Here is a 13,187-nt window from a genome sequence, read left to right as displayed (position 1 = left end):
TTGTTTTATAAAATTTTACAAAGTTTATCTCGCGATACTTAAAAAAATCAACAGGTAGATCCACAAAACGTCTACGAAATGCCAGTAAGTGGCGGCTACTTCGATTGGTACTGCGGAGTAGGTACGAATGCGGGTCCGGTAGGCCCTGGCAAACATTACGAGCAGTGCTACCACACCACCCAGTACGTGCAGCATGTGCACGCCTACAATAACATAAATAAAGGAAGCGGAAACGGGCCCGTTGAGGGGGAGTCCGCTGTTTTTCATCTGAGCAAAGCCAATCCACTGACAGGCAGCGAAAGCCACGCCTAATATGGCGGTAACGGTGATCAGCTGTTTGTAACGCTGCATATTTCTTTCCCTGAACTGTTTCAGTGCCAGGTGGATGGTCAGGCTGCTGAGTAAAATTACAGCAGTAGATAACCAGAAAATATGCGGCAGTTCAAATGCCAGCCAGTTGGCCTGCGATCTCTTCACAACGTATGCACTGGTAAATCCGATGAACATCATGGTAATGCTACCCATTGCTATCCATAGGGAGTACTTGTGCGGATGAATTTTCTTACGTTGTATGCTCATTGTATGCATCACTCCTCCTATTGCTTTTAGGCCTTGTCCAGCAGCTGTGCCAGCTGAACAATGGTCAGGTAAATGTATGAACCGAACATCAGTTTACGTGCTGCAGGGACATCATTTTTTCTATACAGGTTAATGGCACGGTACAGGAAAAACAAGCCTGCTACGATAGCCACGATCGCGGAAATACCACCAGTGATTTTCAGCAGGTAAGGTATTACACCTGCGGGAATCAGCAGCAGGGTATACATAACAGCCTGCAGGGCGGTAAACCGGTTGGGCTCGCCGTTAGCCGGCAGCAGTTTAAACCCAGCACGGGTATAGTCTTTGTGCGCAATCCAGGCGATAGCCCAGAAGTGCGGAAACTGCCACAGGAACTGGATAGCGAACAGTGACCAGCCACCTTCAGAGAGGTTATTGGCACCTGCAGCCCAGCCTATGAGCAGCGGCATTGCTCCTGGAATTCCACCTACCAGTACGGCCAGTGAATTCCATTTCTTCCAGGGAGTATATACAAATCCGTACATCACCAGGGAGAAGAGGCTCAATGCAGCACTCAGCCAGTTAAAGCAGTATCCCATGATCAGGAAACCTGCTACCCCGGTTACGATGGCTACGGTGATCGCTTCCCCTTCACTCATCCTGCCGGAGGGCAGGGGACGGGTGGCGGTACGCGCCATCAGTTTGTCCGTATTTTTTTCCCATATCTGGTTGATGGTATTGGCTGATCCGGAAACCAGCAAACCACCAGCAAATAACAAAAGAACTTTGATGAGATCAAACTCCACGTCCGGTACCAGCAGGTAAGCTACCACTGATGAAAATACCACCATGAAGGTGAGATTAAACTTCATCAGCTGAGAATAATCCTTCACCTTGCTCGCTACTGCATACGACGACGACAATTTTATGGAGTTTTCTTGCAACATTTTATTTCTTTCCACATTCCGGTATTTAAATCCGGAACAAATTTACAAACATCACGGTGAACAAGATTCCGGAAAGCAGTTATTTTCTGCCCCCCGGAATCTCTTTTATTACATTAGTGAGCTGACTCGTTAGGGCCGATGGGCTCGGTTTGCGGGATGAAATCTCTTCCATCCTTGCTGTAATCGTAAGCCCAGCGGTGTACTTCAGGAATTTCACCAGGCCAGTTGCCGTGACCAGGATTGATTGGAGTAGTCCATTCCAGGGAAGTAGCTTTCCAAGGGTTCTGCTCGGTGAGTTTTCTTCCTTTGAAGATGCTGTAGAAGAAGTTGAACACGAACAGCAGCTGAGTAGCAAATACGAGGATTACCACGATGCTGATGAACTGGTTCAGACCACCAAACTGGTTAAAGGAAGTCCAGCTGGAGTAGTCAAAATATCTTCTTGGCATACCGGCCATACCTTCGTAGTGCATTGGCCAGAAGATCAGATAAGCACCGATCAGGGTTACCCAGAAGTGGATATAGCCGATAGTATTGTTCATAAAGCGGCCATACATTTTCGGGAACCAGTGGTAGATACCGGCAAACATACCGAAGAATGCGGACACACCCATTACGATGTGGAAGTGTGCGATTACGAAGTAGGTATCGTGCAGGTGAATGTCGATAGAGGAGTTACCCAGCCAGATACCAGTCAGACCACCAGAGATAAAGGTGCTCACGAAACCGATAGAGAACAGGGAAGCCGGTGTAAAGCGGATATTACCTTTCCAGATGGTGGTAAGCCAGTTAAACACCTTGATGGCGGATGGTACCGCGATGAGCAGTGTCAGGAGTACGAAGAAGGCGCCGAGGAATGGGTTCAGACCAGTTACGAACATGTGGTGAGCCCATACCAGGAAGGCCAGGATACAGATAGCGAACAGAGAACCGATCATGGCCAGATAACCGAAGATAGGTTTACGGGAGCTAACTGCCAGTACTTCAGATACCATACCCATGGCAGGGAGGATAATGATATATACTTCAGGGTGACCCAGGAACCAGAACAAGTGCTGGTAGAGGATGGCGCTACCACCTTCGTTAGCCAGGGCTTTACCTGCGATGAAGATATCAGAGAGATAGAAGCTGGTACCAGCGTGACGGTCCATCAGCAGGAGGATGAAGCCGGACAGCAGTACAGGGAAAGACAGTACGCCCAGTACAGCGGTAAAGAAGAATGACCAGATGGTTAAAGGCATTTTGGTCATGCTCATACCTTTGGTACGCATGTTCAGAAGGGTAGAGATGTAGTTCAGACCACCGAGCAGCTGAGAAACAACGAACAGTGCCATACTGGTCAACCACAGGTCAACACCTATTTTAGAACCGATGGAAGCATCTCCGAGGGCGCTCAGCGGAGGATACATTGTCCAACCTCCGGAAGCCGGGCCTGTTTGAACAAACAGGGAAGCCATCATTACGAGGCTGGCCAGGAAGAAGAACCAGTAGCTGAGGCAGTTCATGAAAGGAGAAGCCATATCGCGGGCACCTACCTGCAGCGGAATGAGCAGGTTGGAGAAGGTACCACTTAAACCAGCGGTCAATACAAAGAATACGAGGATAGTACCGTGCATTGTTACCAATGCATAGTAAGCTTCAGGAGTGATACGGCCACCTTTTGCCCAGTGACCCATAATGCTTTCCAGCCAGGGGAAAGTAGCATCGGGAAAACCCAGTTGCAAACGGAACACCACAGAAAAGAAAGCACCAATGATAGCCCAAACGATACCGGTGATCAGGAATTGTTTGGCGATCATTTTATGATCCAGGCTGAACACATATTTCGAGATGAAATTGTCTTCATGATGGTGCTCATGATCGTGATGATCATGCGCGCCGTGCATTACCTCCTGTTGACTGTGCAATGTTGCTTCGTTACTCATAATCGGTTCGGTTTATTAATAAACTAACGCCCGGGAAGTATCTTCGTTTGTCAGTTTGTCTTTTTTAGTTTTTTAAGTTCTGCGTCAAAAAATTCTTCTTCACAAAATTACGGCTTACCGGATATTCGCAGCCACAGTTTTTTGCGTGCTGTCAGCCTTTGGCGCTTCAGCAGGAGCGGCCGCAGGGTGAGCCAGGCTATACTGTAATGGCTGTTTAGCTACCCAAGCATCGTATTCTTCCTGTGTTTCCACAACAATCACACCTCTCATGGAGTAGTGACCGGAACCACACATCTGATCGCAGGAAATTTCGTAGGTGAAATCCGGGTTGCCGGTTTTTTCCTTCATTTGTTTGGTGGTAAACTTAGGAGTAAACCACAGGGTAGTAGGAATACCAGGCACAGCGTCCATTTTCATACGGAACTGAGGTAAACCTACGTCGTGAATAACATCACGGGAACCGATTACGAATTTTACGGGTTTACCTACCACCAGGTGAACTTCTGTTGCCATGAAGTCGTCTTTACCCAGTTGATCTTCCCAATCCATACCCAGCGGGTTGCTGGCTGCCTCATCAATTTTCTTGAAGTCGCGACGGCCGAGCTGACCATCTTTACCTGGGTAACGGATGAGCCAGTTGAATTGTTTACCGGTGATTTCCACTACCGCAGCATCTTTTGGAGCGTCGGAAGTCAGCTGGAACCAGTGTTTCAGACCGAAAGCCACCAGTACTGTCAGTGCGATGGCCGGGATAACGGTCCAGATCACTTCCAGTTTATTATTATGCGGGAAATAAAATGCCTTGCGGCCTTCTTTTTCCTGGTATTTAAATGCGAACCAGAACAGGAGGATCTGGGTACCAATAAACACAACACCGGTGATGGCCAGGGTTACATAGATGAGGGTATCTACCCCTTCACCCTGCACAGATGCAGATTCGCCCAGGATCTTGCCTTTCAGCAGATTATTACAGTAATACACGCCGATGAGCCCCAGCACCAGGAATGCTATCAGCAGGAAACCATTGATACGGTTACTTTGCTGGCGCGCTTTCTTTTCTCCCTTCAATATGGACACATATTCGCTCGCCTTCGCAATCTGGAAGATGACTATGAATATGAGAACAATAACTAAGACTGCTAAAAATCCTGACATTGCTATATGAAATAATTAAGTTATCTAATGCTTTTCTATTGCTTAATCTCCGTTATCACCCATATTAGGTGTGGTGAACAATACTTTCTTTCAGGTAAGGATGATTTTTAGGCACCAGCGGAACTTTAGCAAGTTGGTTGGCAACCAGGAAAATGATCAGACCTACGAAACCAAGTCCCAGTCCCAGTTCATACCAAGGGAATACCAGGTGTTTGTAAGTACCGGGGCCTACCATCTGCCAGAAATCCAGCCAGTGGCCACAGATCACCACTACAGCGATGAATGCTACCGCAGTATAGTTACGTTTGGTGTCCCGTTTCATCAGGAACAACAACGGAGTAATAAAGTTGATCAGGAGGTTCAGGAAGAAGATAGGTCTCCATTCGCCCCATACGCGTGGCTGGAAGTATTCAGTTTCTTCCGGCATGTTAGCGTACCAGATCAGCATGTACTGGGAGAACCAGAGGTAAGTCCAGAAGATGCTGAAAGCAAAGATAAATTTACCCAGATCGTGCAGGTGCTCTTCATTTACATAAGTCAGATAACCGTTCTTTTTCAGGTAAATAACGAACAGCGCTATCAGGGAGAGGCCGGATACCCAGCTGCTGGCGAAAGTGTACCAGCTGTACATGGTAGAGAACCAGTGAGCATCGATGCTCATCAGCCAAACCCATGGAGTAGTGGAACCAACGCTGAGGGCGTAAATCACCAGGAAGCCACCGCACCAAACGGTGTTTCTCCAGATCAGTTTACGACTGGTTTCAGGATTCATGGTCCAGCTATCTTCTTCTATAGACATGTTGCGGAGTTTCCGTGTAAAGAAAATCCACAGGCCGAGTGTCAGGATAGTGGCAGTAGTATAAAATCCTTTGTTCAGGAAAGCGGATTTCCAGGTGAGGACTTTATCTTCTGCTACGTGGTGAGCGTTTACCCAGTGGTAGATATGTTCTTTACCACCGAAAACGAGAATCATTACAATGATGAACAAAATAGCAGCCAATGGCATTACTGCCATTGAAATAGCTTCCGGTACGCGACGGAAGGCGATCTGCCAACCACCGTGTGCCAGTGTTGTGGCTGCAATAAAAAAGGTGCTGGCCAATGTAATCAGCAAAAAGAAGCTGCTGTTTTGCAACAGACCGGCCCAGAACCGTGTCGCGCTCTCACCTTGAAACGCAATTAATCCGATCAATAAAGTCAGCAAGCCCACGCCCATTAACACGAAGCTGGTCTTTTTTAATCTTGCCGGTACTACAAATTGGTCTTTCATTACTGTATATTAAAATACTTTTTGAAATGCTGTTTTTTAACTCTTCTTACACTTATTTAGCCGTTGCGCTGTCTTTAGCAGGCGCGGCTTCAGCGGCAGGCTTGGCGGCACCAGGCTGTTTGCTCTTGATATAAGCGGCTATTTTCCAGCGTTGTGCCCTGTCGAGCTGGCTGGCGTAGCTACCCATCATGTTATAACCATAGGTCATTACGTGAAACAGGCGGCCTTCGGTATAACCGGCTTTAGCGCCGGCAACCAGGTTGGCAGGTGCTGCAGAGTAAGGACCTTCGCCTCCTTTATACAGCGGACCATTACCATCCAGAGCAGTACCATGGCAGATACCGCAGTAGATATTAAACAAACGTTCTCCTTCTTTCAGATCTTCAGGTGTGATGGTCAGCGGATTCTTCACCAGATTTGCCTGCGCCGTATCTGCTTCTTTCAGATGGTAAGGCAAAAGTTCACCTCTTTTTACTGTTCCTTCCACTGGCTTCAGGCCTGACAAACGAGCACTGTAAAATTCATACGCACGGGATTCATACATGTCGGGCATATAAATCCTGCCGGGCTTTCTGTTGTGCTCCCCTTTGTTACAGGCTGCCAGGAAAGCTCCAGTTGCCAATGCGGCTACAATCAATATGTTGGAAGTCCTTTTCATCAGAAATTATTTATTCTAGCTTTCATTAGTTCTTTTGCTTGCCAGATCCTAATGTTGCAACTGTATTTTTTAGCTGTTAATGTTATTAAGCGTTAGCCGGATAAGCGTGGATATCCGCATCATCTTTATCGAATCTGCCATACCACCAGCCAGCTTCTGCTCTCTGCTCATTGATATCATGAGCGCCGGCATCTTTCAGGAAGCGTTTTACTTCTTCTGCGTTGGTTTTTTCAGTCAGTTCGATCGCCATTACAAACTTGTCGTCAGTTTGTCTTGGGTGGAAGATATGTTTCTTTACGCCTGGCATTAACTGGCACAGGTAGCAGAAGGTCATTACCATCCCTACGGCTGCGAATAATACCGTCAGCTCGAAAGTGATAGGAATGAATGCAGGTAACGGGAAGTGAGGCTTACCACCGATGTTCAGTGGCCAGTCTACGTTAAAAACCCAGCTCATGAAACCCAAAGCCGTGGTGGTACCAGTGATACCATATATGAAACCGGCTGTGTGCAGACTGGTTTCCCTTAAACCCATTGCATGATCCAGGCCGTGAACAGGAAAAGGAGTGTATACATCGTGCAACTTGTAGCCCGCATTGCGTACTTTCTTCACCGCAGGAAACAACACTGCCTCATCGTCAAACAAGCCTACAACAAAATTTTTAACAGCCATATATTTAAAAATTCAAATTCCAATTAATTAATTCTGTCAATTCATCTATTAGTGAGCGTGTTCGTGATGAACAGCGTGAGAAAACTCTTCTGCAGTTTTTCCTTCGTACTTCTCCATATCTTCCTTAAAGTTCTCACCGGAGGTTTTCAGGATAGACTTGATCTCAGCTACCGCGATTACCGGGAAGTATTTAGCGAACAGGAAGTAGCAGGTAAAGAACAGACCGAATGTACCCATGTAGAAACCAACTTCCGGCCAGGATGGACGATAGTAAGACCAGCTGGATGGCAGATAGTCGCGGTACAGGGAAGTACAGATGATCACGAAACGTTCGAACCACATACCGATGTTTACGATGATAGACATTACGAAAGTCACCGCTACGCTTCTTCTCATTTTACGGAACCAGAATACCTGCGGAGAGATAACGTTGCAGGTCATCATGATCCAGTAAGACCAACCCAGCGGACCAGCAGCACGGTATTTGAAGAAAGTAGCAAACTCGTAAGGGTTAGCACCGTACCATGCCATAAAGAGCTCAGTAAGGTAAGCGCAACCTACTACGGAACCGGTCAGTACAATTACCTTGTTCATGGCTTCCATGTGGCCCAGGGTAATGTATTCTTCCAGGTGTAATATTTTACGGGTGATGATCAGCAGTGTTTGTACCATCGCGAAACCAGAGAAGATCGCACCCGCCACGAAGTAAGGAGGGAAGATGGTAGTGTGCCAACCAGGAATTACGGAAGTAGCAAAGTCAAAGGATACGATGGTGTGTACAGACAGTACCAGCGGAGTGGACAGACCTGCCAGTACCAGTGACAGTGCTTCATGACGTTGCCAGTGTTTGGTGGAACCAGTCCAGCCGAAAGAAGCTACACCATACAGCAGTTTACGCAGCTTGGTTTTAGCTCTGTCGCGGATGGTAGCGAAGTCCGGAATCAGACCGGAGTACCAGAACAACAGGGAAACGGTGAAATAAGTGGAGATCGCGAATACGTCCCACAGCAGCGGGGAGTTAAAGTTAACCCATACCGGACCGCGGGTGTTAGGGTAAGGCAGGATGAAGAACGCCATCCATACACGACCCATGTGAATAATCGGGAACTGACCGGCGCACATTACCGCGAAGATGGTCATCGCTTCCGCTGCACGGTTCACCCCTGTACGCCATCCCTGACGGAACAGCAGGAGGATCGCAGAAATCAGGGTACCGGCGTGACCAATCCCTACCCACCATACGAAGTTGGTGATGTCCCAACCCCAACCGATGGTTTTGTTCAGATTCCAAACACCCACACCGAAATAAATCTGCCAAAACACTGAAAATGCGCCGAAGCCCAACAGTAACAGTGATATAAAAAAGCCTACATACCACAATTTACCAGGCTTCCCTTCAATGGGACTAATGATATCTTCCGTTACCTGGTGATAATCCTTAACCCCGTCAACTAAAGGTTCTCTCAGTGTGGATTCGTATTTTAAACTCATATTCTATAAGCTTTTAGCTGCTAGCTTCTAGCTACTAGCCCTTTGTCTTTTGTTATGATCTCAGATTCTGTAACTTCTTTCTATTTTTTTCCCTTAACGTTACCTGTTAAAAGATCTTATGCGTGATGCGCTTCTTCTTTGTGAGCAGATTCTTTTTCTGCTTTAGGAGCGGCATCTTTGTTTCTGATCTTAGCCAGGTAGTTGATAGAAGGCAGTACGTGTGTTTCTTCGAGCACGTAGTACAGCCTGTCTGTTTGCTCTTCGTTACGGATCTTATAGATTTCGCTGTTTTTGTCGTTTACGTTACCGAATACGATCGCATCGGCGCCGCAAGCTTGCTGACAGGCTGTTTTAGCAGCACCATCTTTCAGCGGATGACCAGCTTTTTTAGCATCCAGTTTGGCTTCCTGTAAACGCTGAACGCAGAAGGAGCATTTTTCCATCACACCACGGCTACGAACTACTACATCCGGGTTCAGTACCATGCGGGTGAGGCTGTCGTTCATATCTGCTACGTCGTACAGGTTGTTTTCGAAGCTGTCCGCACCGTTCCAGTCTCTCCAGTTGAGGCGACGAACTTTATAAGGACAGTTGTTAGCGCAGTAACGGGTACCGATACAACGGTTGTAAGCCATCTGGTTGATACCTTCAGAGCTGTGGTTGGTAGCACCTACCGGACAAACGTTTTCGCAAGGCGCGTTATCGCAGTGTTGGCACAGCATAGGCTGGAACACTACTTCCGGGTTGTTCTCATCACCGCTGAAGTAACGGTCGATGCGGATCCAGTGCATTTCGTGCGCTTTTGCTACTTCGTCTTTACCTACTACGGAAACGTTGTTTTCCGCCTGGCAGGCAATGGTACAAGCACCACAACCGAAGCAGGAGTTCAGGTCGATAGACATACCCCATTTGATACCAGGGTAAGGGTGACTGGAATACAGGGTAGCGTCTGAGCGGAAATCCTTACCGAATTTATCCAGTTCGCGTCTGTCTTCGTTAACCTCTTTCGGATTATGTTTGAACTCTTCGAGGGTAGTTTCCTTGATGATAGGACGACCTTCGTAGCTATTGTGAGTTTGTGTTAAAGCAACAGGGTATTTGTTACCGGTAGCTTCTACAGAAGCATCAGCAGCAAAATAATCGAAAGTCTGACCGTTGAAGCTTACCAGTGGATAAGCGTTCTGACCGATACCGGCAGCAGCTCTACCAACGTTTTTACCGCGTCCGTAACCTACGGCGATCGCGATCACTTCCGGGTGCATACCCGGGATGATCAGCATAGGCAGGATGATTTCCTTACCGTTTGCTTTTATTTTCAGTTCTTTCTTTTCAACGTTGATTTCGTAGTCGTCACCCAGCTGAGCAGAGAAAGTTTTAGCGAGGGTGTTGGAGATACAAGCGTAGTTGTCCCAGGTAGCGCGGGTGATTGGATCCGGCATTTCCTGCAACCATGGGTTGTTGGATTGTTTACCGTTACCGATAGCTACTTTTTCGTACAGTACTACTTCGTATTTACCGCCTTTCTTAGCGCTGTTGATTTTGGCAGCAGCACCAGCGATATCGCCGGAGAAAGAGGCACCGCCTAAAGCCGGAGCAGTGGCTGGTTCAACCACACCGTCCTGCAGTGCTTTGTCCCATGCTTCTGCACCACCCAGTTTAGCAACCCATTCAGCTTTCAGGAAGTCAGCCCAGCTAGTGGAGTTAGCACTCCAGGTGAGCAGACTGTCTTGTGCAGCGCGGGTTTTGAAGAGGGGAGAGATGGTAGGCTGAGCGAAGCTGTAGTAGCCTGGTTTGCCCTGAGCATCGTTCCAGTTTTCCAGGAAGTGGTGATCAGGAGCAACATATTTACATTTTTCAGTTGTTTCGTCCAGTCTGTCGTTGAAGGAAACAGCGAGTTTCACTTTACCCAGACCTTCGGAGAACTTAGCTGCGTCGAAGTAGTCGTAAGCAGGGTTAGCACCGTATACGATTACAGCACCGATGCTGCCAGCGTTCATATCGCTTACCAGTTTGGTCATATCGCTGTCGATACCCTGACGGTAACCGGCTGGAGAAGCCCAGTCGATAGTAGTACCGTTGGCACCGATGATATTGTTGATCGCGTTTACGATCAGCTGGATGTTTACATCGTTGGAACCGCTTACTACCAGTGCTTTACCGGCGCTAGCTTTCAGTTCCTTAGCAGCTTTCTGAATACCTGCTTCTACTTTGGCGTCCAGTTTGGGGGCGCTTACGCTGCCGCCTACTGCTGCCAGCAGGGCCAGTGCTACTGCACCAGCTTCAGAAGGTCTGTGTGTATATCTTTCGTCGGCGTTTGCACCGGTAAGGCTCATTGTGCTTTCAAACTGGAAGAGTTTGGACATTTCCGGGTTCTTAGCATTGATCTTACGGGTTTGAGCGAACTGACGGGCATACTCAACAGGGTTGAGCCATGTACCGATGAAGTCTGCGCCCAGGCTGACAATGGCTTTAGCATTTTCGAAGTGGTAGGAAGGAATGGTCCTTTTACCGTAGGAAGCTTCGTTAGCCAGCAGCATACCGGAGTAGGAAACCGGATCGTATACTACGTGGCGGGAGTTTGGATATTTAGCCAGGAAAGCGTCGATTACCTTCTTAGTGGAAGGGCTGAGGATGGTAGCGCTTAATAAAACAACAGGAGCACCGCCCAGACCGGCCAGTGCAGCACCTACTTGTTTATCCAGTTCTGCCCAGGTAGTCTCAGTACCGCCGATAGTCGGGAAACGCAGACGGGCTACATCGTACAGGCTCAGTACAGTGCCTTGTACTTTGGCTGAAGTAGAACCACCTGTGATAGTAGACAGGGTGTTACCTTCTATTTTAATGGGACGACCTTCGCGGGTTTTAACCACAACAGGCACATATTCACCATCAATTGAATAAGAGGAAGCATAATAGTTGGCTACGCCCGGAGTGATTTCTTCCGGTTTGTTCACGTAAGGGATAGCCTTATGAACGGGCGTTTCGCAACTGGCAGCGATAGTAGCGGCAGCTGTGGTGAAACCGAGGTATTTCAGAAAGTCCCTGCGGGGGGTAGTAGCATTCAACAGGCCTTCACTCTCAAACGGTAATTCTTCTTTGAATTCGTTCTTCACAATTTCCTGATGCGCTTCGGTATTGTGCAACTCCTCCAAGCCTTTCCAATACTTTTTTTGCTCCATGTTATATTAACGAGTTACGATTATTATGAATTATGATATCTTCTGAAACGATTTCATGATTTCCCGTTTGACCAGAAAATCATGAAACGCTAAATCCTTTCTAGTAGTGACATTTTTGACATTCAGTACCACCTACCATTTCAACAGTCACACTATCGATCTTCTTATCTTTAATATCCTGATGAAGTTTCTCGAAGATGCTGTAGTAGTTGTTATCTGCGAACTGCACTTTGGTAGTACGGTGACAGTTGATACACCAGCCCATAGAAAGGTCGGCGAACTGATGTACTTCATCCATTTCGGTGATAGCACCGTGGCAGGTCTGACACTGTTGTTTACCGGCCACTGTGTGTTGGGAGTGGTTGAAGTAAACGTGGTCAGGCAGATTGTGGATTTTAGTCCATTCGATAGGACGACCTGGTTTGGTATACTTACCTTTTTCAGCGTCCCAGCCTACGTAATCGTATAATTTTGCGATTTCTGCAGTACCGTCAACTTTTTTACCTTCAGCAGTAAACAGCTCAGGGCCGGAGTACTCTTTAATGGCTTTGTGACAGTTCATACAGATGTTCTCGGAAGGAATCATGGCATACTTACTCTTCTGAGCACCAGCGTGGCAGTACAGACAGTTGATCTGGTTGATGCCGGCGTGCACTTTATGGCTGTAGAAGATAGGTTGTTCTGGCATGTAGTCTTTCTGACGACCCAGCCCGATAGCTCCCTGAATAGTGAAGTAACCGCCTACCATAAACAACACCAGAATACCCAGTGCGATGTAGGCTTTGTTTTTGTAGAAGGGAATCGGCTCAGGAGTAGGCTGACCTTCTTTATCACCAGCAAGCTTGTTCAGGTTGCTGTTGATCTGCATGAGGATCAGGGCTACCACTGCCAGGATCAGGGTGATGATACCAAAGAGGAGGCTGTTGTCACTGCCTTCTTCTTTAGCACCGGCAGTAGCGGTACCAGCTTCTGGTTTAACACCAACAGGTTTTTTCTCTTCAACAGAGATGAACGCCAGGATGTCGTCAATATCTTCATTGCTTAATGAAGGGAAAGCCGTCATCGCGGTTTTGTTGTACTCATTGAAGAGGTTATTGGCATACTTGTCGCCACTTGCCAATACTGATGCGGAGTTATGAATCCACTGGTGCAGTAATTTCTTATCTGCCCAACGGCCTTCTACACCCGCCAGTGCAGGACCTGTCAGCTTCTTATGGACATTGTGACATGAAGCGCAGTTTTGTTGGAAGATTTGCTTACCCTTAGCAGGATCCGCTGCCTTTACAGCTGAAAACGGAATTACTATACTAGCGCATAGAATAAGCACACTC

Annotated in this window: 10 protein-coding genes; all 10 read right to left on the bottom strand. The window is 47.5% G+C overall.

Features of this window, described 5'->3' with window-relative positions; all coding sequences use genetic code 11:
* Positions 1 to 24: 24 nt before the first annotated feature.
* The 10 genes from KD145_RS20620 to KD145_RS20575 all read right to left on the bottom strand — a co-directional run bounded on the left by KD145_RS20620 (position 25) and on the right by KD145_RS20575 (position 13,183).
* Complete coding sequence (locus KD145_RS20620) at positions 25 to 588, bottom strand: cytochrome c oxidase subunit 3 (protein ID WP_212001271.1); 564 nt, start codon at positions 586 to 588, stop codon at positions 25 to 27.
* Between the two features lie 17 nt (positions 589 to 605).
* Positions 606 to 1,520 carry a heme o synthase gene (cyoE, locus tag KD145_RS20615; RefSeq protein ID WP_249219478.1) on the bottom strand — a complete coding sequence of 305 codons (915 nt, stop codon included), beginning with the start codon at positions 1,518 to 1,520 and terminating at the stop codon, positions 606 to 608.
* A 98-nt stretch (positions 1,521 to 1,618) separates the two neighbouring features.
* Positions 1,619 to 3,430, bottom strand: coding sequence for a cbb3-type cytochrome c oxidase subunit I (locus KD145_RS20610; RefSeq protein WP_212001270.1), 1,812 nt, complete (start codon positions 3,428 to 3,430; stop codon positions 1,619 to 1,621).
* A 114-nt stretch (positions 3,431 to 3,544) separates the two neighbouring features.
* Positions 3,545 to 4,507: a cytochrome c oxidase subunit II gene (locus KD145_RS20605; RefSeq protein ID WP_249219475.1), complete on the bottom strand. Its 963-nt coding sequence runs from the start codon at positions 4,505 to 4,507 to the stop codon at positions 3,545 to 3,547.
* A 142-nt stretch (positions 4,508 to 4,649) separates the two neighbouring features.
* Positions 4,650 to 5,855, bottom strand: a complete 1,206-nt coding sequence (locus KD145_RS20600) for a quinol:cytochrome C oxidoreductase (RefSeq protein ID WP_212001268.1) — start codon at positions 5,853 to 5,855, stop codon at positions 4,650 to 4,652.
* 52 nt (positions 5,856 to 5,907) lie between these two features.
* On the bottom strand, positions 5,908 to 6,513 hold the full coding sequence (locus tag KD145_RS20595) for a cytochrome c (protein ID WP_212001267.1): 606 nt from the start codon (positions 6,511 to 6,513) through the stop codon (positions 5,908 to 5,910).
* 85 nt (positions 6,514 to 6,598) lie between these two features.
* Positions 6,599 to 7,186, bottom strand: coding sequence for a DUF3341 domain-containing protein (locus KD145_RS20590; RefSeq protein WP_113615856.1), 588 nt, complete (start codon positions 7,184 to 7,186; stop codon positions 6,599 to 6,601).
* Positions 7,187 to 7,234: 48 nt separating this feature from the next.
* Entirely contained in the window at positions 7,235 to 8,677 is a 1,443-nt protein-coding gene (gene nrfD, locus KD145_RS20585) for an NrfD/PsrC family molybdoenzyme membrane anchor subunit (RefSeq protein WP_212001266.1), read from the bottom strand.
* Between the two features lie 116 nt (positions 8,678 to 8,793).
* Positions 8,794 to 11,856: a TAT-variant-translocated molybdopterin oxidoreductase gene (locus tag KD145_RS20580; protein ID WP_212001265.1), complete on the bottom strand. Its 3,063-nt coding sequence runs from the start codon at positions 11,854 to 11,856 to the stop codon at positions 8,794 to 8,796.
* 100 nt (positions 11,857 to 11,956) lie between these two features.
* Positions 11,957 to 13,183: a c-type cytochrome gene (locus KD145_RS20575; protein WP_249219854.1), complete on the bottom strand. Its 1,227-nt coding sequence runs from the start codon at positions 13,181 to 13,183 to the stop codon at positions 11,957 to 11,959.
* Positions 13,184 to 13,187 lie beyond the last annotated feature (4 nt).

Source organism: Chitinophaga sp. HK235 (genome assembly GCF_018255755.1).
Lineage (GTDB): Bacteria > Bacteroidota > Bacteroidia > Chitinophagales > Chitinophagaceae > Chitinophaga.
Note: the sequence above shows the minus strand (reverse complement) of the source record. Positions and strands in the feature narration are given on the sequence as shown.